This is a genomic window from Pseudomonas sp. RW3S2, from assembly GCF_014268955.1.
Classification (GTDB): Bacteria; Pseudomonadota; Gammaproteobacteria; order Pseudomonadales; family Pseudomonadaceae; genus Aquipseudomonas; species Aquipseudomonas wayambapalatensis.
The window spans coordinates 49843-76081 of the sequence record NZ_JABWRM010000017.1; the positions used below are offsets into that span (position 1 = coordinate 49843).

Annotated in this window: 18 protein-coding genes; 5 read left to right on the forward strand and 13 right to left on the reverse strand. The window is 64.8% G+C overall.

Annotation, left to right across the window (positions count from 1 at the left end; genetic code table 11):
• Positions 1 to 14: 14 nt before the first annotated feature.
• From purD to HU748_RS21445, 12 genes are all read right to left on the reverse strand, one after another.
• Positions 15 to 1310: a phosphoribosylamine--glycine ligase gene (purD, locus tag HU748_RS21390; RefSeq protein WP_186666006.1), complete on the reverse strand. Its 1296-nt coding sequence runs from the start codon at positions 1308 to 1310 to the stop codon at positions 15 to 17.
• 133 nt (positions 1311 to 1443) lie between these two features.
• Positions 1444 to 3051: a bifunctional phosphoribosylaminoimidazolecarboxamide formyltransferase/IMP cyclohydrolase gene (purH, locus tag HU748_RS21395; protein ID WP_186666008.1), complete on the reverse strand. Its 1608-nt coding sequence runs from the start codon at positions 3049 to 3051 to the stop codon at positions 1444 to 1446.
• An 80-nt stretch (positions 3052 to 3131) separates the two neighbouring features.
• Positions 3132 to 3452: a DNA-binding transcriptional regulator Fis gene (gene fis / locus HU748_RS21400; protein WP_029614158.1), complete on the reverse strand. Its 321-nt coding sequence runs from the start codon at positions 3450 to 3452 to the stop codon at positions 3132 to 3134.
• A complete protein-coding gene (gene dusB / locus HU748_RS21405) occupies positions 3449 to 4462 on the reverse strand; it encodes a tRNA dihydrouridine synthase DusB (protein WP_186666009.1) in 1014 nt (337 codons plus the stop codon). Before dusB ends, fis begins: the two co-directional genes overlap by 4 nt.
• Before the next feature lie 156 nt (positions 4463 to 4618).
• Positions 4619 to 5932 (reverse strand): DUF3426 domain-containing protein, encoded by a 1314-nt coding sequence (locus tag HU748_RS21410; RefSeq protein WP_186710796.1) that lies wholly within the window; start codon positions 5930 to 5932, stop codon positions 4619 to 4621.
• Positions 5933 to 5986: 54 nt separating this feature from the next.
• Positions 5987 to 6865 carry a 50S ribosomal protein L11 methyltransferase gene (gene prmA / locus HU748_RS21415; protein WP_186710798.1) on the reverse strand — a complete coding sequence of 293 codons (879 nt, stop codon included), beginning with the start codon at positions 6863 to 6865 and terminating at the stop codon, positions 5987 to 5989.
• A 160-nt stretch (positions 6866 to 7025) separates the two neighbouring features.
• Positions 7026 to 8381, reverse strand: coding sequence for an acetyl-CoA carboxylase biotin carboxylase subunit (accC, locus tag HU748_RS21420; protein WP_186666012.1), 1356 nt, complete (start codon positions 8379 to 8381; stop codon positions 7026 to 7028).
• A gap of 17 nt (positions 8382 to 8398) precedes the next feature.
• Complete coding sequence (gene accB / locus HU748_RS21425) at positions 8399 to 8857, reverse strand: acetyl-CoA carboxylase biotin carboxyl carrier protein (RefSeq protein WP_186666013.1); 459 nt, start codon at positions 8855 to 8857, stop codon at positions 8399 to 8401.
• Between the two features lie 109 nt (positions 8858 to 8966).
• A complete protein-coding gene (gene aroQ / locus HU748_RS21430; RefSeq protein ID WP_186666014.1) occupies positions 8967 to 9419 on the reverse strand; it encodes a type II 3-dehydroquinate dehydratase in 453 nt (150 codons plus the stop codon).
• 179 nt (positions 9420 to 9598) lie between these two features.
• On the reverse strand, positions 9599 to 11371 hold the full coding sequence (locus HU748_RS21435; RefSeq protein WP_186721859.1) for a protein-disulfide reductase DsbD: 1773 nt from the start codon (positions 11369 to 11371) through the stop codon (positions 9599 to 9601).
• A gap of 142 nt (positions 11372 to 11513) precedes the next feature.
• The gene (locus HU748_RS21440; RefSeq protein ID WP_186721860.1) at positions 11514 to 13475 is read right to left on the reverse strand and encodes a methyl-accepting chemotaxis protein; all 1962 of its coding nucleotides are present in this window, start codon (positions 13473 to 13475) and stop codon (positions 11514 to 11516) included.
• A gap of 113 nt (positions 13476 to 13588) precedes the next feature.
• Positions 13589 to 15205, reverse strand: coding sequence for a PleD family two-component system response regulator (locus HU748_RS21445; RefSeq protein WP_186721861.1), 1617 nt, complete (start codon positions 15203 to 15205; stop codon positions 13589 to 13591).
• A gap of 250 nt (positions 15206 to 15455) precedes the next feature.
• Between HU748_RS21445 and HU748_RS21450 the strand changes: the two genes are divergently transcribed.
• The 4 genes from HU748_RS21450 to speA all read left to right on the forward strand — a co-directional run bounded on the left by HU748_RS21450 (position 15456) and on the right by speA (position 19700).
• Positions 15456 to 16523 (forward strand): DUF2333 family protein, encoded by a 1068-nt coding sequence (locus HU748_RS21450; protein ID WP_186666022.1) that lies wholly within the window; start codon positions 15456 to 15458, stop codon positions 16521 to 16523.
• Positions 16520 to 17053 carry an NUDIX hydrolase gene (locus HU748_RS21455; protein WP_186666024.1) on the forward strand — a complete coding sequence of 178 codons (534 nt, stop codon included), beginning with the start codon at positions 16520 to 16522 and terminating at the stop codon, positions 17051 to 17053. Before HU748_RS21450 ends, HU748_RS21455 begins: the two co-directional genes overlap by 4 nt.
• 209 nt (positions 17054 to 17262) lie before the next feature.
• Entirely contained in the window at positions 17263 to 17634 is a 372-nt protein-coding gene (locus tag HU748_RS21460) for a translation initiation factor Sui1 (protein ID WP_186666026.1), read from the forward strand.
• A gap of 152 nt (positions 17635 to 17786) precedes the next feature.
• Complete coding sequence (gene speA / locus HU748_RS21465; protein ID WP_153774079.1) at positions 17787 to 19700, forward strand: arginine decarboxylase; 1914 nt, start codon at positions 17787 to 17789, stop codon at positions 19698 to 19700.
• 42 nt (positions 19701 to 19742) lie between these two features.
• Here the strand turns inward: speA and HU748_RS21470 are convergent, their stop codons facing one another.
• The gene (locus tag HU748_RS21470) at positions 19743 to 21080 is read right to left on the reverse strand and encodes an MATE family efflux transporter (protein ID WP_186666028.1); all 1338 of its coding nucleotides are present in this window, start codon (positions 21078 to 21080) and stop codon (positions 19743 to 19745) included.
• A 204-nt stretch (positions 21081 to 21284) separates the two neighbouring features.
• On the opposite strand from HU748_RS21470, the gene HU748_RS21475 reads away from it, so the two are divergent.
• Positions 21285 to 26186: an alpha-2-macroglobulin gene (locus tag HU748_RS21475; RefSeq protein WP_186721862.1), complete on the forward strand. Its 4902-nt coding sequence runs from the start codon at positions 21285 to 21287 to the stop codon at positions 26184 to 26186.
• Positions 26187 to 26239 lie beyond the last annotated feature (53 nt).

A 26239-nucleotide genomic window follows, 5' to 3' on the forward strand; every position in this document is an offset into this window, starting at 1 on the left:
CTGCGGGCCGCAGTTTACTGCTGGTGCTCACCGCGCTCGCGGGCGATGGCCCGGTAGCCGATGTCGGTGCGGTAGAAGCTACCGTTCCAGCTGACTTCCTTGGCCAGGCGGTAGGCCTGCTGCTGTGCATCGGCAACGGTGCTGCCCATGGCGGTGGCACACAGGACACGCCCGCCGTTGGTGGTCACCTGGCCATCCTTGAGCGCAGTACCGGCGTGGAACACCTTGCCTTCGATCTTGGCCGCAGCGTCCAGGCCGTTGATCAGGTCGCCCTTGGCGTAGTCGCCCGGGTAACCGCCAGCGGCCAGCACCACGCCCAGGCTCGGGCGCGGGTCCCACTGCGCTTCGACCTTGTCCAGGGCCTTGGCGAATGCGGCCTCGACCAACAGCACCAGGCTCGACTCCAGGCGCAGCATGACCGGTTGTGTCTCGGGGTCGCCGAAGCGGCAGTTGAACTCGATGACCTTCGGATTGCCTGCCTTGTCGATCATCAGGCCCGCATAGAGGAAGCCGGTGTAGACGTTGCCTTCCTCGGCCATGCCGCGCACGGTCGGCCAGATCACCTGGTCCATCACGCGCTGGTGCACCTCGGCGGTGACCACCGGGGCTGGCGAGTAGGCGCCCATGCCACCGGTGTTCGGGCCGGTATCTTTATCGCCGACACGTTTGTGGTCCTGGCTGGTGGCCATCGGCAGCACGTTGTGGCCATCGACCATGACGATGAAGCTGGCTTCCTCGCCGTCGAGGAACTCTTCGATCACCACGCGCGAACCGGCCTCACCGAAGGCGTTGCCGGCGAGCATGTCGCGCACGGCGTCTTCGGCTTCCTGCAGGGTCATGGCAACGATCACGCCCTTGCCTGCGGCCAGGCCGTCGGCCTTGATCACGATCGGTGCGCCTTTCTCGCGCAGGTAGGCCAGCGCCGGCTCGATCTCGGTGAAGTTCTGGTAGTCGGCGGTCGGGATCTTGTGGCGAGCCAGGAAATCCTTGGTGAAGGCCTTGGAACCTTCGAGCTGGGCCGCGCCCTTGGTCGGACCGAAGCAGTCCAGGCCACGGCTGCGGAACAGGTCGACCACACCGATGACCAGCGGCGCTTCAGGGCCGACGATGGTCAGGTCGACGTTCTTCTCGGCGAAATCGGCCAGTTGCTCCAGGGCGCAGACGTCGATGGCGACGTTCTCGCATTTGGCTTCGATGGCAGTACCGGCGTTGCCCGGGGCCACGAAGACTTTTTCGACGCGGGGGTCCTGGGCGACTTTCCAGGCCAGGGCGTGTTCACGACCGCCGCTGCCGATGATCAAAACTTTCATGTCAAAACCTCTGTCTAGCGGTGATCCCCGATCCTGTGGGAGCGGGTTAACCCGCGAATGCGGCGGTGAATCCAGCATCGCATTCGCGGGTAAACCCGCTCCCACAGGGGCCGGCGATCAGCCTGTCATCTGATTAATGGCGGAAGTGGCGCATACCGGTAAACACCATCGCGATACCGGCTTCGTCAGCGGCGGCGATGACTTCTGCATCACGCATCGAGCCACCTGGCTGGATCACGGCGCTGATGCCCACTTTAGCCGCGTTGTCGATGCCATCACGGAACGGGAAGAACGCGTCCGAAGCCATGACCGCACCCTGCACCTGCAGGCCAGCATGCTCAGCCTTGATTGCAGCGATGCGTGCGGAGTTGACGCGGCTCATCTGGCCGGCGCCGACACCGATGGTCTGGCGGTTCTTGGCGTAGACGATGGCGTTGGACTTGACGAACTTGGCGACTTTCCAGGCGAACACCAGGTCGTGGATCTCTTGCTCGGTCGGCGCGCGTTTGGTGACGACTTTCAGGTCTTCGGCCGCGATCATGCCGATATCGCGGCTTTGTACCAGCAGGCCACCGTTGACGCGCTTGAAGTCCCAACCGGCAGCGCGCTCGGCAGGCCATTCGCCACACTCGAGCAGGCGTACGTTCTGCTTGGCGGCGACCACGTCACGGGCGGCCTGGGAGATCTTCGGTGCGATGATCACTTCGACGAATTGGCGGTCGACGATGGCCTTGGCGGTTTCGCCGTCGAGTTCGCGGTTGAAGGCGATGATGCCGCCGAACGCCGACTCGGTGTCGGTGGCGTAGGCCAGGTCATAGGCCTTGCGAATGCCACCTTCGTTTTCCGGAACCACGGCCACGCCGCATGGGTTGGCGTGCTTGACGATGACGCAGGCCGGCTTGACGAAGCTCTTCACGCACTCCAGTGCGGCGTCGGTGTCGGCCACGTTGTTGAACGACAGCTCCTTGCCCTGCAGCTGTACGGCGGTGGAAATGCTGGCTTCGCCTTTTTTCTGCTCGACATAGAACGCCGCGCTCTGGTGCGGGTTCTCGCCGTAGCGCATTTCCTGGGCCTTGACGAACTGGCTGTTGAAGGTGCGCGGGAACTCGCTGCGGCCTTCGGTCGACAGGGTGTCCTTGGACTGGTCGATGCTGCCCATGTAGTTGGCGATCATGCCGTCGTAGGCGGCGGTGTGCTCGAAGGCCTTGAGCATCAGGTCGAAGCGCTGGGCGTAGGTCAGGCCGCCGGCCTTGAGGCCTTCGACGATGCCGGCGTAGTCGCTGGCGTTGACCACGATGGCGACGTCCTTGTGGTTCTTCGCCGCGGAGCGAACCATGGTCGGGCCGCCGATATCGATGTTCTCGATGGCGGTCGGCAGGTCGCAACCTGGCTTGCTGATGGTGGCTTCGAACGGATACAGGTTGACCGCGACCAGGTCGATCGGCTTGATGCCGTGCTCGTTCATGATGGCGTCGTCGGTGCCGCGACGGCCGAGGATGCCGCCGTGGATCTTCGGATGCAGGGTCTTGACCCGGCCGTCCATCATTTCGGCGAAGCCGGTGTAGTCGGCCACTTCCACCGCGTTCACGCCGTTGTCCTTGAGCAGCTTGTAGGTGCCGCCGGTGGACAGGATCTCGACACCGAGCTGTTGCAGCTCACGGGCGAACTCGAGGATACCGGTCTTGTCGGAGACGCTGATCAGGGCGCGGCGGATCGGCAGGCGGGTAGTCTGGTCGGTCATTTCGGATTCCATAACGCGGTGGAGTCAGCAAAAAAGGCGCCTCTTTCAACGGAGCCGCCTTTTCTGATTGGGATTCTGGCTTACAACAGGTCGTACTGTTTGAGCTTCTTGCGCAGGGTGCCGCGGTTGAGCCCGAGCATCTCGCTGGCCTTGGTCTGGTTGCCCTTGACGTGGTTCATCACGCTCTCGAGCAGCGGTGCCTCGACTTCCGAGAGCACCAGGTTGTACACGTCCGTGACGGTGGCGCCTTCCAGGTGGGCGAAGTAGTTGTGCAGTGCCTTCTCGACGCTGTCGCGCAGGGTCTGGCCCTCTTCGCTCGGCGTATTCAGGTGCTGCTTGAGGTTGGCGTTGTCGCTCACGGGCGTTGTTCCACTCACTAATGTCTCGGTCATCATCGTCATGCGGCCACCCCTTGTCCGTCCTCTGTCTCAAGGCTCTGTCGACGTTCGGCAAAAAATGCCCGAACGTTGGCGCACTGCGCTTGGGTCTCTTCCAAGGCATTGAACCGGGCGCGAAACTCCCTGCCGCCCGTGCGTGTTGCCAGGTACCAGCCCACGTGCTTGCGGGCGATACGTACGCCCATGACATCCCCATAGAAGGCATGCAGCGCGGCAAGGTGCTCCAGCAGAATGCGTTCAACTTCGTCCAGCCCGGGAGCCGGAAGATGTTCGCCTGTCCGCAGGTAATGCTCGATCTCGCGGAAGATCCACGGCCGCCCTTGGGCGGCACGGCCGATCAGCAGGCCGTCGGCCCCGGTGGCATCCAGCACCGCCCGGGCCTTTTCTGGCGACGTGATGTCGCCGTTGGCGAAAACCGGGATCGACACCGCCTGCTTGATCGCGGCGATGGTGTCGTACTCGGCTTCACCGGTGTACAGGTCGGCGCGTGTGCGGCCATGCACCGCCAGCGCCTGGATTCCGGCCTGTTCGGCGATCTTCGCCACGTTCAGGCCATTCTTGTTCGAGCGGTCCCATCCGGTGCGAATCTTCAGGGTGACCGGCACATCGACCGCACCGACCACCGCATCGAGGATTTCAGCGACCAGCGCTTCATCTCTCAATAAAGCAGAGCCTGCCGCTTTGTTGCAGACTTTTTTCGCCGGGCAACCCATGTTGATATCGATGATCTGGGCACCGGACTCGACGTTGGCCCGCGCTGCCGCGGCCAGCATCTGTGCATCGCCACCGGCGATCTGTACCGAGCGCGGCTCGGGATCGCCTTCGTGGATGCGGCGCAGGCGCGATTTGCGGCTGTTCCACAGGTTCATGTCGCTGGTGACCATTTCCGACACCACCATGCCCGCCCCCAGGCGTTTGCAGAGCGTGCGAAAAGGCTGGTCCGTGACCCCGGCCATGGGCGCGAGGATCAGGTTGTTCTGCAGTGTGTATGGGCCGATGCGTACCGCCGACATAGGTGTTCCCTGTTGTGGGGCCGGATCATTGGAGTTCGAAAAAGGGATGGCATGATACCCGCTCTCGGTGACCGGATAAAGATGGAGCTGGATAAAATCTGAGCAGTTGTGGGCTTATGACTTTTGCGCTGGTTGGCGCTCCCGCCGACCCGCCGGTCACTCCGGGGATCGGAAGCTCAGGCTGTAGTTCACCGCCTTCGGGCCTGGATCGAGGATGTCCAGGGCGATGTGGATCGGCGTCTGGCTGGGCATCTCGCCGCGCCCGGCCAGCTCGCCCGACAGGTACTCGCTGGGCTTGAACCGACGACTGGCGATCAACTGGCCATTGAGGTCGGCGAAACGCAGCTCCAGCAGGGGGAAGGGCTGGCTGAAAGAGGCGCGGTTGTAGATGATCGCGTCGACGATCAGCGCGCCCTTGAAGTCTGGATGGCTGCGCACCACCAGGTTGCTGCTCTTGATGCGTGCGATGTCGACCCGGGTGGGGACCTGGCAGCCGACGATCGGGCACAGTTGCTGGAACAGCGGCCGGTAACGGTCGTGCCGGGCCATTTCATCGAAGTGGTAGTAGACATACTGGAAGGCCAGCAGGCCAGCGGCGAGCAGCGCCAGGAAGCCCCAGAGCAGGCGCTTGCCCCAGTTCGGTGCGGGCTTTTGCCAGTCCAGTTGCAGCGGGTCGTCGACGACATCGACCAGTGGTTCCTTGCGCGCACGCGAGGGTTTGGCGGCCAGCACCGGCTCCAGCCGTTCGTCGCCTTCGGTGTCGTCGTCGTGGTCGTCGCGTGCCGACAGGCGCAGATTCGCGACATCATCGTCCAGGGCCGAGAGGCCTTTTTCCGGAAGAGGCTCGTCGAGGGGCGACAGCCGCTCGTTGGCCGGTTCGTCGTGTTCGGCGGGCAGGCGGGCAGGGGCGTCTTCGTCGTCGAGTTCGAGCGCCTGTCCGAGGGTGGGTTCGGTGCGGTCCTGGGCTATCGGCTCCAGGTCGAGCGGCTCTTGCTCGACCTGGACCGGTGCAGGTGTGGGCTGCGGGTCGGGTTCGAGGCGGTCATCGGTTGCGGTGCCGAAGGGCTCGTCACCGTGCTGCTCGGGGTGTTGATCGTCACGTCGGGCCTGCAAGGATTCGTCGCGCTCGGCGCTTTGACGCTCGGGGCGAGGGCCGCGTCGCTCCAGACGCGCAAGCTCCTGGTCCAGGTCCATGGCGTCCAGCGTGGCAGCCCAGTCGTCCTGGCTCGGCGCTGGGGGCTCGATCGCAGGCGCTGCTGGCGCAGCCGGCAACGGGGCTGCTGGCGCCGGTGCGGTGGCGACCGGCGGCGTCGTACCTTCCTGGCTTTGCTCGAGCAACTGCCGGGCGGCGTTGAATACCTGCAGGCACTGGCCGCAGCGCACCACCCCACGGGCCACGCTCAACTGGTGATACGTGACGCGAAAACGCGTCTGGCAATGCGGGCACTGGGTGACGAAACTGTCGGTCATGCGGCGATCCGGGGGTTGTGCAGGGTTTGAGTCTGGCGCTTTACGAACTGTAGCCTAGCGACGGCGGCCGCTGATGCGCACCCAGCCATCGCGCACGACGATCGGGTCGAGGTCGAAGTCGGCGGCATAGGCTGCGGCCACTTCCTCGCCTTGCTCGGCAAGAATACCCGACAGCGCCAGCAGGCCGCCGGGACGTACCAGGCCGGACAATTGCGGTGCCAGGGAGACCAGCGGGCCGGCCAGGATGTTTGCGACCAGCACGTCGGCTTGCATCGCCGGCATGTGCTCGGGCAGGTACAGCGCCAGCTTCTCGTCGGCGATGCCGTTGCGCTGGGCGTTGTCACGCGAGGCTTCGATGGCCTGTACGTCGATGTCGGTCCCCACCGCTTCGCGGGCGCCCAGCAGCAGGGCGGCAATGGCCAGGATGCCCGAGCCGCAGCCAAAGTCGAGCACCTGGGTGCCTTCGAGCGCCTGGCCATCGAGCCATTCCAGGCACAGGGCAGTGGTCGGGTGGGTGCCGGTGCCGAAGGCCAGGCCCGGGTCGAGCAGCAGGTTGACGGCGTCTTTCTCCGGGGCCTCGTGCCAGCTCGGCACGATCCACAGGCGCTGGCCGAAACGCATCGGCTGGAAACCGTCCATCCAGCTACGTTCCCAGTCCTGGTCCTCGATGACTTCGGCCTGGTGCTCGGGGAGGTCGGCACCGGTCAGCAGCTGCAGGTGGGCGAACACCGCTTCGGGTTCGGCATCGGCTTCGAACAAGGCCAGCAGATGCGTGTGCGACCACAGCGGGGTGGTGTTGAGGTCCGGTTCGAAGATTGGCTGGTCTTCGGCATCCATGAACGTGACCGAGACGGCGCCGACTTCGAGCAGGGCGTCTTCGTAGGTTTCGGCTTGTTCCGGGCTGATGGCCAGACGTACTTGCAGCCAGGGCATGGCGGGCACCTTTGGTAAATCGACAGGGGCAGCGGGAGCTGCGCGAAAGGGCGTCAGTTTACGCGAGTGCGGGGGGTTTGTGGATGTTTCACCGCCCCTGTCGCAGGGCAATGAAAAACCCCGGCACAGGGCCGGGGTTTCGTGCATCACGCTAACGCGATCACTCCTGGTTGGCCAGTTTGTGCTCGAGGTAGTGGATGTTGATGCCGCCCTTGCAGAAACCTTCATCACGCACCAGGTCGCGGTGCAGCGGGATGTTGGTCTTGATGCCGTCGACGACGATCTCGTCCAGGGCATTGCGCATGCGCGCCATGGCTTCGTCGCGGTCCTTGCCGTAGGTGATCAGCTTGCCGATCAGCGAGTCGTAGTTCGGCGGAACCGAATAGCCGCTGTACAGGTGCGAATCGACCCGCACGCCATTGCCACCCGGGGCATGGAAGTGCTTGACGGTGCCTGGACTTGGAATGAACTTCTTCGGGTCTTCGGCGTTGATCCGGCACTCCAGCGAGTGACCGCGGATCACCACGTCTTCCTGGCGGAACGACAGCTTGTTGCCAGCGGCGATGCTGAGCATCTCCTTGACGATGTCGATGCCGGTGACCATCTCCGAGACCGGGTGCTCGACCTGGACGCGGGTGTTCATCTCGATGAAGTAGAAGCGACCGTTCTCGTACAGGAACTCGAAAGTACCTGCACCGCGGTAGCCGATCTCGATGCACGCATCGACGCAACGCTTGAAGACTTCCTGACGGGCCTTCTCGTCGATGCCGGGGGCCGGCGCTTCTTCCAGTACCTTCTGGTGACGGCGCTGCAGCGAGCAGTCGCGGTCGCCCAGGTGCACGGCGTTGCCCTGGCCATCGGACAGTACCTGGACTTCCACGTGACGTGGGTTGGTCAGGAACTTCTCCAGATAGACCATCGGGTTGCCGAACGCAGCACCGGCTTCGGTGCGGGTCAGCTTGGCCGAGGCGATCAGGTCTTCTTCCTTGTGCACCACGCGCATGCCGCGACCACCACCGCCACCGGCGGCCTTGATGATCACCGGATAGCCGACTTCACGGGCGATGGCCAGTGCAGTTTCTTCGTCTTCCGGCAGCGGGCCGTCGGAGCCCGGTACGGTCGGTACGCCCGACTTGATCATCGCGTCCTTGGCCGAAACCTTGTCGCCCATCAGGCGGATGGTGTCGGCTTTAGGGCCGATGAAGGCGAAACCGGATTTCTCCACCTGCTCGGCGAAGTCGGCGTTCTCGGCGAGGAAGCCGTAGCCTGGGTGGATGGCGGTGGCGCCAGTCACTTCGGCGGCAGCGATGATCGCCGGGATGTGCAGGTAGGATTCTTTCGACGATGCAGGGCCGATGCAGACCGATTCGTCTGCCAGACCCAGGTGCATCAGTTCGCGGTCAGCGGTGGAGTGGACCGCGACGGTCTTGATGCCCAGCTCTTTGCAGGCACGCAGGATCCGCAGGGCAATTTCCCCACGGTTGGCGATCAGGACTTTTTCGAGCTTCCCAGACATCGTTGGCTCTCCGCGATTCAAACGATGGTGAACAGCGGCTGGTCGAACTCAACCGGCTGACCGTCTTCCACCAGGATGGCGTCGATGACACCGCCGATATCGGCTTCGATGTGGTTCATCATCTTCATGGCTTCGACGATGCACAGGGTGTCGCCTTTCTTCACCGCCTGACCGACTTCAGCGAAGTTCGGCGAGGTCGGCGATGGCTTGCGGTAGAAGGTGCCGACCATCGGCGAGCGGACCACGGTGCCTTTGAGGGCAGGTGCTGCAGCGGCTTCGGCAACCGGGGCCGCGGCGACAGGGGCGGCGGCAACGGGTGCGGCGACCGGAGCAGGCGCTGCGAAGTACTGGGCGCCGGCAGGTTGCTTGCTGTTACGGCTGATGCGAACGGACTCTTCGCCTTCCTTGATCTCCAGTTCGTCGATGCCGGACTCTTCCAGCAGTTCGATCAGCTTTTTGACTTTACGGATATCCATTAATCAGCAACTCCCAAGGTTCGGTCGGGGACGTAATTGTTAAAACGTATCGAAAACGTTTCTTCGTAGTGCTTCGAGGCCCCGGTCGAAGGACCGAGGCCTTGCGTCATCAGGGCTGTGCGTTGGCAGCCAGGTGTTCCAGTGCAGACTCCAGGGCCAGCCGGTAACCGGTGGCGCCCAGGCCGCAGATCACGCCCACTGCCACATCGGAGAAGTAGGAGTGATGACGGAACGGTTCACGCTTGTGCACGTTGGACAGGTGCACTTCGATGAATGGGATGCTCACTGCGAGCAATGCGTCACGTAATGCGACGCTGGTGTGGGTGAAAGCGGCCGGGTTGATCAGGATGAAGTCCACGCCTTCGTTGCGCGCAGCGTGAATGCGGTCGATCAGTTCGTACTCGGCATTGCTCTGCAGGTACTGCAAGTGGTGGCCGGCGGCGCGTGCGCGCTGCTCGAGGTCCTGGTTGATCTGGGCGAGGGTGACGGCGCCGTAGACTCCCGGCTCGCGGGTGCCGAGCAGGTTGAGGTTGGGGCCGTGCAGCACCAGTAGGGTGGCCATCTGCGGTTTCCTTGGTTTTGTAGGGCAATTCGACATAGCGCGGCGACTATGCCGCAAGAGACTAGCGAGTGTCCAGTTCCCTGCAATAGCCAGCACGATGACCGAGATTCGCGCAAAGTATGTGACCAGATGATGAGCTCTGGTCACTTCATCGGAGAAAGTTACCGGTGCGCGGGAAGTTATAGACCGAGTTTGCTGCGCGTGCCCGTGAGAATTTTCGCAAATTCGTCGGCGTTCACCTCGCCTACCACCCGATCAGCGGTCATTTCGCTGCCGTTTGCGGCAAAAAACAACAAGGCGGGTGGGCCGAACAGTTTGTAGCGGTCGAGCAGGGCGCGTTGTTCGGCGTTGCTCTCGGTGATGTCGAAGCGCAGCAGTTTGAACCCACTCAATCCTGGCTGGACCTGCGCCGCGTTGAGCACCTCATGCTCGATCACCTTGCAACTGATGCACCAGTCGGCGTACCAGTCCAGCAGCACCGGCTGGCCTGCGGCCTTGGCCTGGGCCAGTGCGGCGTCCAGGGCGGCAGGGGTGGTGAGGGTTTGCCACGCATCCGCCTGAGCGTTGGCGCTGGCGGGGGCCGAGGCGCTGACGCCGGGGCCTGGCAATGGACGCAGTGGATCGCCCTGACCGGCAAGTGCGCCATACCAGCACGCCAGTGCATAGACCAGGCAGAGCAGCCCCAGCAGTTGGGCCAGGCGTTGGCGCGGGGTCTTGACCACGAATTCCAGCGCCCCGAGGAACAGCGCCACGCCTGCCGACAACAGGCCGATCAGCAGCAGTGTCACCGGCCCCGGCAGCACGCGGCTGAGCAGGCCGAGCGCAACGCCCAGCAGCAGGACCCCGATCACGTTCTTCACCGTGTTCATCCACGCCCCGCTCTTGGGCAGCCAGGCGGCACCGCCGGTCGCCACCAGCAGCAGTGGCGCCCCCATGCCCAATCCGAGCGCGAACAGCTTTAGTGCGCCTCCCAGGGCATCGCCGCTGGCGCTGATATAGAGCAGGGCACCGGCCAGTGGCGCAGACACGCAGGGCGAGACCAGCAGGCTGGAAAGCACGCCCAGCACCGCAGCACCCAACAGCGAACCGCCGCGGGTATTGCTGGCGACGCGGTCCAGGCGCTGGCTCACGGCGTGCGGCAGCTTGAGTTCGAACAGGCCGAACATCGCCAGGGCGAACAGCACGAAGAACAGTGCGAAGGGCACCAGTACCCAGGCCGACTGCAAACGTGCCTGCAAGTTGAGGCTGGCACCGAACAGGCCCATCAGCGCACCGAGCGCGGCAAAGCTGGCAGCCATCGGCAGCACGTAGGCCAGCGACAGGCTGAAGCCACGCCAGCCACCCACCTGGCCGCGCAGCACCACGCCCGAGAGGATCGGCAGCATCGGCAGCACGCAGGGGGTGAAGGTCAGGCCCAGACCGGCCAGGAAGAACAGTAGCAAGGTCTGCCAGCTCCAGCGCTCGGCCGTGCTGGTGGACAGGGTGCTGCCTTCGCCGGGAATCGACAGTCGCGCAGTTTCCGGCGGATAGCACAAGCCCTTGTCGGCGCAGCCCTGGTAGCCGACCAGCAAGGTGAAGGCGCGCGAGTCGGTACGCGGCACCTCGATGTCGACGATGCCATGGTAGACCTCGACATCGCCGAAGAACTCGTCGTGCTTGGCTTCACCCTGGGGGATCCGTGCGTTGCCGAGGGCGATGTCGGCTGGCTCGCTGCGGAACTGGAAGCGATGGCGGTAGAGGTAGTAGCCCTCGGTGGCGACGAAGCGCAGCTTGATCGACTGGGCATCGGCGCTGATCAGGTCGAGCTTGAAGGCTTCGTGGACCGGCAGGAAGTCGGCGCTGTTGGACAGCGAGGCGGCACCGAGGGTGGCGCTGGGGCGGTTGTCGAGCAGGCCCGAGGCGAAGGCGGGGCTGGCCAGCAGCAGGAACAGCAGGAAGAACAGGCGGCGCATGGCGGACTCGCGAGGCGGAACGTGCCCGGCATGATAGCGGAGTTGGCTGGAGGCGGGGATGACAGGTGGTCGCAGGTTCGGCTGTTTGCAGGCCTGGCCCGGGTGGGAGCGGCCTGGCCCGCGAAGTGGCCAGGCCTGCCGATCACACCCTGAAGGCCCGCACCGCGGTATTCAGCTCACCCCCCAGTTGCAGCAACTGCTCACCCTGCTCGCGCCCTTCGCCGATGCGTTGCAGGTTGTCTTCCCCGAGCGCATGAATCCGCTCGCTGTGGTCGCGGATCTCGCTCACAGCACCGCTCTGCTGTGCGGTGACGTCGGCAATCCTCACCGCTGTATCGGAGATGGTGCGAATCGCGCTGACAATCTCATCCAGCGCACCGTCCGCCGCCTGGGCCTGGCTGGCGGTGGCCTCGGCGTGTTCGAGCTGGGTGCGCATGCCATTCACCGATTCGCGCGCCGCCTGCTGCAGGCGGTCGATCAGCGCCTGGATCTCGCCGGTGGCGCCGGTGGTGCGCTGGGCCAGCGAGCGCACTTCGTCGGCCACCACGGCAAAGCCGCGGCCCATTTCGCCGGCACGGGCCGCCTCGATCGCTGCGTTGAGGGCCAGCAGGTTGGTCTGCTCGGCGATCGAGCGGATCACCGTCAGTACGCCACCGATGGTCGCCGACTCCTCGGCCAGTTGTTCGATCAACTGCGCATTGCCCTGCACTTCATCGACCAACGCTCGCAGGCCGGAGAGGCTGTGGCCGATCACCGTCTGGCCGTGCTCCACGGCGCGCCCGGCGTCGCGGCTGGCATCCGCGGCCGAACTGGCATCGCCGGCCACTTGCTGGATGGTCGCCTCGAGCTCGCCCAGGGCATCGCGGATCTGTGCAGTATCGCCCGCCTGGCGCTCGGCACCGTCATGCAGCGCGCTGCTCATACCGGCCAGGGCATGGCTGCTGCCTGCGACCTGCTCGGCGTTGTGGCGGATCGTGCCGACCAGGGTCACCAGGTACTGGCGCAGCCGGTTGAGCGACTCCTGGATGTCGTGCAGTTCAAGGTTGGTCTTGCCAAGGGCGACGGGCTGGGCGAAATCGCCCTCGGCCCAACGCGACAAGGCTGGCGCAAGGCTGGTAAGGGTGCGCGTCAGGCGGCGCTGCAAGGTGTCGATGAGTAGGGCGATCAGCAGAATCAGGCCGATCATCAGGCCCTGGATGACCCGGACCTCGCCAGCGATCTTCGCGTGCTGACCGCGCACTTCAGGTTCCAGTCCGGCGATGGCCTTTTGCACAGCTTCGAGGCGCTCGCTGGTGCTGGCGGCCAACGCGGCGCGGCGTTCGATCTGTTCACGGGTGCGCCGCAGTTCGGCCGGATAGCGCCCGAGCAAGCTTTGCAGTTCACGCTTGAGGCCGACGGCAACGTCCTCCTTCTGCTCGCTGCCCTGGCTTTGCAGGCCCATCATCGCGGCGAAGTCGTCGGCGTTGGATTCGGCCGCGCGGGTCACCCCCAGCAACGGCAGGCTGTCGATGATCTGCGCCTGGGCGCGGATCTGCTGCAGTTCGCGCTCCACTTCGTCCGCCAGTTCCGCGCGACCGCTGCTGACCAGCTTGTCGCGGGCCAGTGCCAGGCGGCCCAGGTGCAGCGAGGCGTCCATCAGTGGGGCCAGGTAGCGACCCGCCTCGGCGTTGCCACTGTCGCGGGCATAGCCGGCCAGTTGCTCCAGGTTGGCGCCCAGTTCGCGCTCGGCCTGCAGCAGCAATGCCTGTGGGTCTCCGGCCAGCTTGCCGGCGGCCAGCAGTTCGTTGGCGGTAAAGCCCTGCAGGCTGTCCAGGCTCGGGCGCAGCTTGGCGGCCAATGCGTCTGGCCATTCTCCGAGGGCGCTGTGCAACTGCTTGTTGGCCTCCATGGCCGAGGCATGGCGCAGGGCGTCGCCGCTGGCCAGGTAGGCCTGGATATTGCCGGCGGTCTCGTTCTGGAACTGCTGGGACAGCCCCAGGTAGCGCTCCATCATCTGATAGGGACGCTCCAGCGCACGCTGCGACCACCACAGGGTTGCACCCAGGGCAAAGCACACGGTCACCAGCAAGAGGGTGTTGAAATTGGTCAGCCACTTCAGGCGCATAGCCGCGAACTTCCTGCGGGAATGGAGAGGTAGGTGCCTGAAGTTATTGCGATTTTGTGACCGGGTGATGACGACGACGGGGTGGCGCCATAAAAAAGTGGCAGAGTGCCAGTCTAGGGCTCGACCCTCACCACACAGTTGCGCCCCGCGTGCTTGGCCCGGTACAGCGCCTCGTCCGCCGCGCTGGCCATGGTCAGCGCATCCAGCGCGTCATCGAGTTGCACCACCCCGGCGCTGAAGGTGCACTGCAGGTCGTGCGGCTGGGCGGGATAGTGGATTTCGGCAAAGCGCCGGCGGATCTCGTCGAGCACCTTGTGCGCAGCTTCCAGGCCGGTGTTGGGCATGACGATGGCGAATTCCTCGCCGCCATAGCGGCCGATGAAATCGGTCTTGCGCAGGCGCTGCTTGAGGAACAACGCCAGGCTCTTGATCACCCGGTCGCCCATGGGATGGCCATGGCGGTCGTTGATCTTCTTGAAGTGGTCGATGTCCAGCATGGCGAAGCTCAGTGGTTGTTCCTCGCGGCGGGCGCGGAAACTGCAGTCTTCGAGCAGTTGCAGGATGTGGGTGTGGTTGTACAGCCCGGTCAGGCTGTCGCGCACCATGCGCGCCTTGAGATGACGGGCGCGGGCGGCGCGGTTGCGCACGGTGGTGACCAGGTGACGGGCGCGGATCGGCTTGGTGAGGAAGTCGTCGCCACCTTCGCTCATGGCATCGAGCTGCTTGTCCAGGTCGTCCTCGGCCGACAGGTAGATGATCGGTACGCTGACATAACGGTCGTTGTGGCGGATCACCTTGGCCAGTTCGGTGCCGGTGCAGTCGGGCATGTACATGTCGAGGATGATCAGGTCGGGCTGGAAGTCAGCGAGCTCGGCCATGGTGCGGATCGGCTCGGTGAGCGTGCGGGTGATGATGCCGGCGCCGTTGAGCATGCGCTCGGTGTGCATGGCCTGGGCGCGCGAGTCATCGATGATCAGCACCCGGAACGGGTCGTATTGGGTGGCGCTGGTCAGCAGTTCGACCTTCTCCAGCAGGCTGGATGCCTCCAGGGTGCCGGTGAGGAACTCCTGGCCTCCGGCGCGCACGGCGGCGAGGCGGGTCGGGGTGTCGGTCTCGTGGAGGCTGAAGAACAGCAGCGGGATGTGCAACTCCAGCCCTTGCTGGGCGTCGGCGGCCAGTTTGAGGCCCTGGCCGGGGCCACTGAAGTCGACATCCATGACGATGGCCGACGGCAGGCGTTCGCTCATCGAGGCACGGAAGGCTTCGGCGTTGCCCAGTGCCTGCACGCCCAACCCGAAGAACTCCAGCTGTTGCGCCAGGCGTTCGGCGCGGTCATGGTCCTGCAGCAGGATGTACACCGGCTTGCGCAAGGGTGGCAGAGGCACATGATCGAGCTGGTCGCCCTTGCGCAGGCCGGTGCGCGACAGGCGTTGCATCAGGCGATTGAGCTCGCCGATCAGCTCGGAGTTGAGCCGCGTGCTGTTCGCTTCGATGGTCCTCAGCGTCTGTCCGATGGCAATCGACAGGCTGCCGTGCTCGGGCTGCTCGAAACGGTCGGCGTAGCGTTGCAGGCGCAGATTGGCATCGCCCAGTTCGCTCAGCCCTGCGCTCGACCACTCGCCACGCTGCAGGCGCTGCCAGATTTCGAGAATCTGTCGGGCCTGGTGAATGACCCGCTGGGCGAAATGCTGCTTCAAGCGCTCGTGGCTGGGCTCGGCTGGCTGGGTCATGTCCTGACTGCTTGTTGGAGGTTGGTGTGCAGGTTCAATGATGGCTCTATGCTAGCAGGTCTTTTCCTGCTCGCGAGTGCTGTGGGTCAACAAAGCGTTCAGGCCCGATTATTCAGTTCCCGACCCATTGGTCGCTTATGCGTATGGCGGCGTCTGCTTTATAGTGCTGGGACGCGGGCTTGTCGTGGCACCCTGGCCGAGGCCTGTGGTCCAAGCCCCTGAACCGTCATGATTGATTAAGGACAACGCCATGCTGGACTGGAAAAACCGTGAGGCCAAGGCCGAGCGCCCCGAGCGCGTCGATGGCCGTGGCGCTGCCACCCGTAGCTACCTCGGCGGCCTCTGGAGCCGCGCCCTGGGCACCCTGATCGGCCTGTACCTGCTGGTGTGCATCGGCCTTGGCTGGTACTGGAGCGAAGAGCCTGATCTGTTCCCGGTGCAACAGAATGCCCAGGCTGCGGCCGAGCGTAACGGCCAGCAGATGGTGGTTGGCTATACCACCATCGAAACCCTCAAGACAGTGGCCGGCACCCTGCTCGACAAGCCGGGTGGGTATATCTCCAACGACCGCTTCCCGCCGGGGCTGTGGATGGACAACATGCCGAGCTGGGAATATGGCGTGTTGGTCCAGGTGCGCGACCTGTCGCGTGCGCTGCGCAAGGACTTCGCTCGCTCGCAGTCGCAATCGACCGAAGACGCCGACCTGGCCAAGGCCGAGCCGCGTTTCAACTTCGACAACAAGAGCTGGATCCTCCCTTCCAGCGAGTCGGAGTTCGAGGAGGGCATCAAGTCGCTCAACCGCTACCAGGTGCGCCTGGCCGCTGGCGACCAAGGCGCGATCTTCTATACCCGCGCCGACAACCTGAACAACTGGCTGGGCGACGTTGCCACGCGTCTGGGCTCGTTGTCCCAACGCCTGTCGGCCAGCGTCGGCCGGGTCAAGCTCAACAGCAACCTGAAGACTGAAACCGTCCAGGCCGGCCAGGCACCGCAGGTCGACGAGGAGATCGTCGAGACGCCATGGCTGCAGATCGACAACGTCTTCTACGAAGCCCGCGGCCAGGCCTGGGCGCTGTCGCATCTGCTGCGCGCCATCGAGGTCGACTTCGCCGACGTACTGGCCAAGAAGAACGCCACCGTCAGCGTGCGTCAGATCATTCGTGAGCTGGAAGCTTCGCAGGAGCCGCTATGGAGCCCGATGGTACTCAACGGCAGTGGCTTCGGCATGTGGGCCAACCACTCGCTGGTGATGGCCAACTACATCTCCCGGGCCAACGCCGCAGTCATCGACCTGCGTCAGTTGCTCTCGCAAGGATGACCATCAATCCCGCCGAGGTCGCGCACCGCGCGGCCTCCGATGCCGAGCTGGTGGCCTGGGTGGACGAACACGACCAGCCGCTTGGCGCCCTGGCGCGGGCCGAGTTGCGCGAGCGAGGGTTGATCGGGCGCTGTACCTTCATCCTGCTGTTCAACAGCCAGGGCGAGCTGTGCGTGCACCGGCGCACCTTGAGCAAGGCGCTGTATCCCGGGTATTGGGATGTGGCGGCCGGTGGCATGGTCGGGGTGCACGAGGAGTACGCCGAGTCTGCGGCCCGCGAGCTGGAAGAGGAACTGGGCATCGCTGGCGTCGCGTTGCGTTTTCACGAGAAGTTCTACTTCGATCAGTTGGGCAACCGCTTGTGGTGCGCGGTGTTCTCGGCGGTGTCCGACGCGCCGCTGCGGCTGCAGCCTGAAGAGGTGATCGAGGCGCGCTTCGTCACTGTGGAACAGGCAGAGGCCGAGAGCCGGGAGAAGGACTTCTGTCCGGACTCGCTGGAGGCGTTGCGCCGGTACAAGGCGAGCCTGTAGCCGTCAGCGCTCCCCCACGTCGCAAAACATTCGCAAAATGCCGCAATCCAGTACTTAGCAAGCCAGGAATTTATCGTTACACTGCGCGCCCTTTTCGGGCTGTCGCAACACCTGCGACAGTAGCGCCGCCCCTGCCAGAGTGGGGCTTCGCGGTCGGTCCAGTCCCCCTGTGGTCCGACCAGTTTTTGTCCTCAGCAAGAGGAACAAAAGTGGCCAAGAAAGCTTCTTCCTTCTCCGCCCTCGGCGGTCTCGTGTTTTCCACCGACGCTGGTCGGCACTGCCCCGACTGCAGCCAGCCGGTGGACGCGTGTGTCTGCAAGCAGCAACTGATCCCCGAAGGCGATGGCATTGCCCGGGTACGCCGTGAAAGCAAGGGGCGTGGCGGCAAGACCGTCACCACCATCACTGGCGTACCGCTGCCGCTCGAGCAGCTCAAGGACCTCGCCAGCACGCTCAAACGGCGATGCGGCACCGGTGGTGCCTTGAAAGACGGTGTCATCGAGATCCAGGGTGATCACGTCGAACTGCTGCTCGCCGAGCTGATCAAGCAGGGTTTCAAGGCGAAGAAGTCCGGCGGTTGAGTGTTGCCCGCAGGCATTTTTGCCGAGCGCTTTCTAAACTCGTTTCCGTTGCCGGGGTCTACCCGAGGACGGACGAATCGTCATTTTCAGCTTCTACACTGCGCCCGCACCCACCGCGGGGCAGTGTCTTGACTTATCTATAGGGGACTTGAATGTCCGTACGACGCACACGCAAAGACGATGGCAGCCAATGGACCGTGGCCGACAGCCGCAGTGTTTATGGTATCCGCCATTGGGGCGCTGGTTATTTCGCCATCAATGAAGCCGGGCGTGTCGAAGTGCGCCCCAACGGCCCCGACAGCGCGCCGATCGACCTCTTCGAGCAGGTCGACGAGCTGCGCCAGAGTGGCCTGTCGCTGCCACTGCTGGTCCGTTTCCCGGACATCCTGCAGGACCGCGTACGCCAACTGACCGGTGCCTTCGACGCCAACATCGCGCGCCTGGAGTACCAGAGCCAGTACACGGCCCTTTATCCGATCAAGGTCAACCAGCAGGAAGCGGTGGTCGAGAACATCATCGCCACGCAAAACGTCTCCATCGGCCTCGAAGCCGGCTCCAAGCCCGAGCTGCTGGCCGTGCTGGCGCTGGCGCCCAAGGGCGGTACCATCGTCTGCAACGGCTACAAGGACCGTGAGTTCATCCGCCTGGCACTGATGGGCCAGAAGCTGGGCCACAACGTGTTCATCGTCATCGAGAAGGAATCCGAGGTCGCCCTGGTGATCGAGGAAGCCGCCGAGCTCAAGGTCAAGCCACAGGTCGGCCTGCGCGTGCGCCTGTCGTCGCTGGCGTCGAGCAAGTGGGCCGACACCGGGGGCGAGAAATCCAAGTTCGGCCTGTCGGCTGCGCAATTGCTGTCGGTGGTCAGCCGCTTCCGTGATGCCGGGCTGGACCAGGGTATCCGCCTGCTGCACTTCCACATGGGCTCGCAGATCGCCAACCTCGCCGACTACCAGCACGGCTTCAAGGAAGCCATCCGCTATTACGGCGAGCTGCGCGGCCTGGGCCTGCCGGTCGATCACATCGACGTCGGTGGCGGGCTGGGCGTCGACTACGATGGCACCCACTCGCGCAACGCCAGCTCGATCAACTACGACATGGATGACTATGCCGGCGTGGTGGTGGGGATGCTCAAGGAGTTCTGCGACGCCCAGGGCTTGCCGCACCCGCATATCTTCTCCGAGAGCGGTCGCTCGCTGACTGCGCACCACGCCATGCTGGTGATCCAGGTCACCGACGTCGAAAGCCACAACGACGAAGTGCCGACCATCGAGAACAAGGAGGCGCTGCCCGAGACCGTGCAGTGGCTGGCCGACCTGCTCGGCCCGACCGACATCGAGATGGTCACCGAGACCTACTGGCGTGCCACCCACTACATGGGTGACGTGGCCGCGCAGTATGCCGATGGCAAGATCAGCCTCTCCGAGAAAGCCCTGGCCGAGCAATGCTACTTCGCTGTGTGCCGTCGCCTGCACAACTCGCTCAAGGCTCGCCAGCGTTCGCACCGCCAGGTGCTGGACGAGCTCAACGACAAGCTCGCCGACAAGTACATCTGCAATTTCTCGGTATTCCAGAGCCTGCCCGACACCTGGGCCATCGGCCAGGTGCTGCCGATCATCCCGCTGCACCGCCTGGACGAAGAACCCATGCGCCGCGCGGTGCTGCAGGACCTGACCTGCGACTCGGACGGCAAGATCAACCAGTACGTCGACGAGCAGAGCATCGAGACCAGCATGCCGGTGCATGCGGTACGCGAAGGTGAGGACTACCTGCTGGGCGTGTTCCTGGTCGGCGCCTACCAGGAAATCCTGGGGGACATGCACAACCTGTTCGGTGACACCGACTCGGTGAACATCTACCAGAACGCCGACGGCAGCGTGTACCACGCTGGCATCGAGACCCACGACACCATCGAGGACATGCTGCGCTACGTGCACCTGTCGCCGGAGGAGTTGATGACCCACTACCGCGACAAGGTCGCCAGCGCCAAGATCAGCGCCCGTGAGCGGACCCAGTTCCTCGACGCGCTGCGCCTGGGCCTGACTCGGTCTTCGTACCTGTCGTCGTGATCGGCGGGCCGCTCCTGCAAGGTTTGCGGGAGCGGCCCTGCTTCAATCGATCCACGCTCCCCGCTGCTGCAACCGCCACCCCACCCACCCCAGCGTCACCGCGCGCAATCCCATGAACCCGAGAAACGCCAGCCACAATCCATGGTTGCCGAACCCTCGCAGGGCGAATGCCAGCGGCAACGCGATCGCCACCGATACCAGCATCGCGTTGCGCATCTCGCGCGCTCGAGTAGCGCCGATGAACAGTCCATCCAGCAGATAGCTCCACACCGCTACCAGCGGCAGCAGCGCCAGGTAAGGCAGGTAAGGGTAGGCTGCGTCACGCACGCTCTGGATGTCGGTCTGCAGGTCGATGAACAAGTGCCCACCCAGCAGAAACAGCCCGGCAAAGACCAGACTGACGATCAGTGACCAACCACAGGCGACCACCAGCGAGCGGCGCAGGGTGTCGCGCTCACGTGCGCCGATGGCGTGGCCGCACAGGGCCTCGACCGCATGCGCCAGGCCGTCCAGGGCATAGGCAGTCAGCAGCAGGCCGTTGAGCAGCAGCGCGTTGGCCGCGACCGTCGCTTCACCCAGGCGCGCGCCCTGCACGGTGATCAGCAGGAACACCAGTTGCAGCGCTAGGCTGCGCAGGAAGATATCGCGGTTGACCGCCAGCAGCGGGCGCCAAGCCTGCCAGCGTTTCAGCGCAGCCCAGGCGATGCGCCCTGGATAGGCAAGCAGTGCAGGGCGGGTCAGGGCAAGGCCCAGCAGCGCCGCGCTCCATTCGGCGATCACCGAGGCCCGCGCCGAACCGAGTACGCCCCAGTCCAGTCCGAGCACGAACCACAGGTTGAGGACGATGTTCAGCAGGTTGGTGGTCAGCAGGATCGCCAGCGGCGCACGAGCATTCTGGGTGCCGAGGAACCAGCCGACCAGGGCATAGCTGGCCAGTGCCGCCGGCAGGCCGAGCAGGCGGGTATGGAAGAAGGCTTCGGTCGAGGCTTGCAGGGCCTCGCTGGGCTGCATCGCCTGTAGGGCCAACTGGCTGAGGGGCAGGGCGAGCAGGCCGATCAGCACGGCGAACGCCAGCGCCAGCAGCAGCCCCTGAACCAGCACCTGGCGTAGTGCGGCGCCGTCGGCGCGACCGGCGGCCTGGGCTGCAAAACCGGTCGAACCCATGCGCAGGAACCCCATCAGGCCGACCATGAAGGTGAACAACGTCGCGCCAACGGCGACGGCACCGAGCTGGTGGGCGTGGGGCAGATGGCCGATGACCGTGCTGTCGACCAGTGCCACCAACGGCACCGAGATGTTCGAAAGAATCATCGGCGCGGCCAAGGCCCAGACCTTGCGGTGGGTGAGGCGGTGCTGCCAGTCGTTGAGCAGTGAGGGCATGCGATTGCGCTTATCCTGTGGGAGCGGGCTTGCCCGCGAAGGGGCGCACGGCGGCCCCGGTTTTCGGCTGCTGGCCATTGTACCGGCCAGGCAACCAATCCGTGCGAACGCGGTCTCAATTGCCACTGCAGCGCAGGTAGCCTGCCTGACGTTGCGCTATAGTTTCTGCCCTCACCACCCTGCTGCCGAAGAGTCCTCTCTCCTATGCTCAACAAAGGATTGTTGCTGGCCTGCGCGCTGGCCCTGCTCAGTGCCTGTGATTCCTCTTCCAAGGACACCCCCGCGCCGGCTGAAAAGCCCGCGGCCAGCGTGCCTGCCGAAGCCAAGCCCGCCAAGCGCGAGGACCCGGCAGCGCTCGCCAAGCGCTACGCCGACCGTGAACTCAACGTGCTGGACGTCTCGGAGGTCCAGCTCGACGGTGCCAGTACCCTGTCGATCAGCTTCTCGGTGCCGCTCGATGCCAACCAGGACTTCGCCGCCAAGGTGCACCTGGTCGATACCGTCAAGGGCAAGCTCGACGGCGCCTGGGAGCTGTCCGACAACCAGATGGAACTGCGTCTGCGCCACCTCGAGCCGCAGCGCAAGCTGGTGCTGACCGTCGACAAGGGCCTGCTCGCGGTCAACGGCAAGACGCTTCAGGGTGAGTCGGTCAGCCGCCTGGAAACCCGCGACATGCAGCCGACCATCGGTTTTGCCAGCCGTGGCTCCCTGTTGCCCACCCGCCTGGCCGAAGGCCTGCCGGTGATCGCCCTGAACGTCGACAAGGTCGATGTCGAGTTCTTCCGGGTCAAACCGGAAATGCTCTCGACCTTCCTGGTCAACTGGGGCCGAAACAGCAGCCTGTACTACTACCAGTCCAAGGAAACCCTGGACATGGCCGAGCTGGTCTACAGCGGCCGCTTCGACCTGAACCCTGCACGCAATACTCGCGAAACCGTACTGCTGCCGATCGCCGGGATCAAGCCGTTGCAGGAGCCGGGCGTCTACCTGGCGGTGATGCGCGCCTCCGGCACCTACGACTATTCGCAACCGGCGACCCTGTTCACCCTCAGTGATATCGGCGTGTCCGCGCACCGCTACCGTGACCGCCTGGACGTGTTCGCCCAGGCCCTCGAGGGCGGCAAGGCCCTGAGCGACGTGACCCTCGAGCTGCACGACGACAAGGGCAAGCTGCTGGCCCAGGCCAAGACCGATGGCAAGGGCCATGCCGAGTTGCCGATTACGGCCAAGGCCGACACCCTGATCGCCACCCAGGGCGTGCACACCACGCTGCTGCGCCTGAACACCGCCGCACTGGACCTGGCCGAATTCGACATCACCGGCCCGCAAGCCAATCCGCTGCAGTTCTTCATCTTTGGCCCGCGTGACCTGTATCGCCCCGGCGAAACCGTACTGCTCAACGGCCTGCTGCGCGACCAGGACGGCAAGCCGGTCAAGGCTCAGCCGGTGACGGTCGAAGTGCGTCGCCCTGATGAGCAGGTCAGCCGCAAGTTCGTCTGGGAGGCCGACCAGAACGGCCTGTTCCAATATCAGCTGCAATTGGCTACCGAGGCGCCGACCGGGCGCTGGCAACTGCTGCTCGACCTCGGCGGGGGCCGCAAGCAGGTCTACGAATTCCTCGTCGAAGACTTCCTGCCCGAGCGCCTGGCGCTGGAGCTCAAGGGCAGCAAGACCCCCCTCAGCCCCGAACAAACCGCACGCATCCAGGTCAATGGCCGCTATCTCTATGGCGCGCCAGCTGCCGGCAACCGCCTGAGCGGCCAGGCCTACATCCGCCCGCTGCGTGAAGCCGTACCGGCGCTGCCGGGTTATCAGTTCGGCTCGGTCACCGAGAGCGAACTGACCCAGGACCTGGAACTCGATGAAGTCACCCTCGACCAGGCCGGCAAGGCCACCGTCGATATCGAGAGCCGCTGGGCCGAGGCCCGCTCGCCGCTGCAATTGACCGTGCAGGCCAGCCTGCAGGAGTCTGGCGGTCGCCCGATCACCCGTCGCCTGGAGCAGCCGATCTGGCCGGCTGATCGCCTGCCGGGCCTGCGCGGCCTGTTCGATGGCGAAGAGACCGACAGCGATGCCCCGGTGCAGTTCGAGGTGCTGGTCGCCGACCGCGACGGCAACAAGCTCGCCGCCGACGACCTCAAGGTGCGGTTGATCCGCGAGCGTCGCGACTACTACTGGAACTACTCGCAAAGCGATGGCTGGAGCTACAACTACAACGAGAAATTCCTCACCCAGAGCGAGGAAACCGTCAGCGTCAAGGCCGGCTCCACCGCCAAGTTGACCTTCCCGGTGGAGTGGGGGCCTTACCGCGTCGAGGTCGAAGATCCCGAAACCGGGCTGGTATCCAGCGAGCGCTTCTGGGCCGGTTACCGCGCCCAGGACAACGCCGAAGGTGGGGCAGTACGCCCTGACCAGGTCAAGCTGGCGCTGGACAAACCTTCCTACGCCGACGGTGCCACCGCCAAGGTTACCGTCACGCCACCTGCGGCCGGCAGCGGCTACCTGATGATCGAGTCCAGCGACGGTCCGCTGTGGTGGCAGGAGATCGACGTACCTGCCGAAGGCAAGACTTTCGAGGTCGAGCTGGACAAGAAATGGGCCCGCCACGACCTCTATATCAGCGCCCTGGTGATTCGTCCGGGTGAGCGCAAGGTCAATGCCACGCCCAAACGCGCCGTCGGTGTGCTGCACCTGCCGCTGGACCGCGCCGAGCGCAAGCTGGCGGTCAGCCTGCAGGCGCCGGAGAAGATGCGCCCCAAGCAGCCCCTGACCGTGAAGTTCAAGGCCGTCAATGCCGACGGCAGTGTGCCGAAGCAGGTGCATGTGCTGTTGTCTGCGGTGGATGTGGGCATCCTCAACATCACCGACTTCAAGACCCCCGACCCCTTTGCCAGCCTGTTCGGTCGCAAGGCCTACGGCGCCGACCAGTTGGATATCTACGGCCAGTTGATCGAAGCCGGCCAGGGCCGCCTGGCGAGCCTGGCCTTCGGGGGTGACGCCGCCATGGCCAAGGGCGGCAAGCGCCCGAACACCACGGTCACCATCGTCGCCCAGCAGAGCCTGCCGGTGACGCTCGACGAGAAGGGCGAAGGGCAGGCCACAGTCGATATCCCCGACTTCAACGGCGAACTGCGCCTGATGGCGCAGGCCTGGACCGACGAGCACTTCGGCATGGCCGAAGGCAAGACGGTCGTCGCTGCGCCGCTGATCGCCGAGCTGTCGGCGCCGCGCTTCCTCGCCGGTGGCGACCAGACTCGCCTGGCCCTGGACCTGGCCAACCTGTCTGGCCGTGCCCAGCAGCTCAACGTGCAGGTGACCACCGACGGGCAACTCGACCTCGCCGGTGCCGCCCAGCAGAGCATCAACCTTGCCGAAGGCCAGCGCAGCACGCTGATGATTCCGGTGCAGGCCCGCGGTGGCCTGGGGCAGGGCAAGGTGCACGTGCGTGTCGATGGCCTGCAGTTGCCTGGCGAGACGGCCACCGGCTTCGAGCGCGAATGGACCCTGGGTGTGCGCCCGGCGTATCCGGCGATGCTCAAGCACTACCGCGTGGCGCTCAAGGACCAACCCTGGACCCTGCCCGAGAACGAGCTGGCCGAGTTCGAACCGGCAGGCCTTGAAGCCAGCCTTGCGCTGTCGAGCCGCCCACCGCTGAACCTGGCCGAGCAGATCCGTGCCCTCGAAGCCTATCCCTACGGCTGCCTGGAGCAGACCACCAGTGGCCTCTATCCCTCGCTCTATGCCGATGCCGACAGCCTCAAGCGTCTGGGTATCAAGGGTGAGCCGACCGATGTGCGCAAGCGCAAGATCGAAATGGGCATCGAGCACTTGCTGGGCATGCAGCGCTACAACGGCAGCTTCGGCCTGTGGAGTTCGGACAGCGAGGAAGAGTACTGGCTGACCGCCTACGTCACCGACTTCCTTCTGCGTGCGCGTGAGCAAGGCTACGGCGTGCCTGCCGAGGCCTTGAAGAAGGCCAACGAGCGCCTGCTGCGCTATCTGCAGGAGCGCAACCTGATCGAGGTCGACTACAGCCAGGACGCCGAACACACCCGCTTTGCCGTGCAGGCCTACGCCGCGCTGGTGCTTGCCCGCAGTCAGCAAGCGCCGCTGGGTGCGCTGCGCAGCCTGTTCGAACGCCGCAGCGATGCCCGCTCCGGCCTGCCGCTGGTGCAACTGGCGGTGGCGCTGGACAAGATGGGCGACAAGCCGCGCTCGCAGCAGGCGTTGCAGGCAGGCCTGGCGATAGGCCGTGGCAAGGGTTGGCTGGCCGACTACGGCAGCGCCGTGCGTGACCAGGCACTGATCCTGGCGCTGCTTCAGGAGAACAACCTGGCCAGCAACCAGGTCGATCAACGCCTGTTCGCGTTGTCCGACGAACTGGCCTCCAACCGCTGGCTGTCGACCCAGGAGCGTAATGCGCTGTTCCTCGCCGGTCGCGGCCTGCTGGGCAAGCCCGAAGGCAACTGGCAGGCGCGTCTGGACAGCGCTGGTGAGGTTCGCGAGTTCAACAACACCGAATCGGGCATGAAGCTCGAAGGCCCGTTGCTGGCATCGCCGCTGAGCATCCAGAACCAGGGCAGCGATACGCTGTACCAGCAGTTGACCCTGTCCGGCTATCCGCGGCAGGCGCCTGCGGCCAGCAGCAATGGTATGGAGATCCGTCGCGAGTACCTGGGCATGAACGGCCAGGCCCTGGACCTGCGCAACCTGCGTAGTGGCGACCTGGTGCTGGTGCACCTGGCGCTCAAGGCCCAGAGCCAGGTGCCGGATGCGCTGGTGGTCGACCTGCTGCCGGCGGGTCTGGAGCTGGAAAACCAGAACCTGGCCCAGAGCGCCGCCAGCCTCGACAACGCCAGCAGTGCCGTCAAGCAGTGGCGCGAATCGATGCAGAACGCCAGCGTGGTGCACCAGGAGTACCGCGACGACCGTTATGTGGCCGCCCTCAAGCTCGACAGCTACGGCACCACGCACCTGTTGTACCTGGCGCGTGCGGTAACACCGGGCAGCTATCGCATTCCGCCGCCGCAGGTAGAGTCGATGTACCGGCCGAACCTGCAGGCAGTGGGGGATAGTCAGGGCGAGATGGTGGTGCGTAGCCGTTGATGCGACTGTGGGAGCGGGTGACTCCGCTCCCACAGGTTCATGGATGGCGGGCC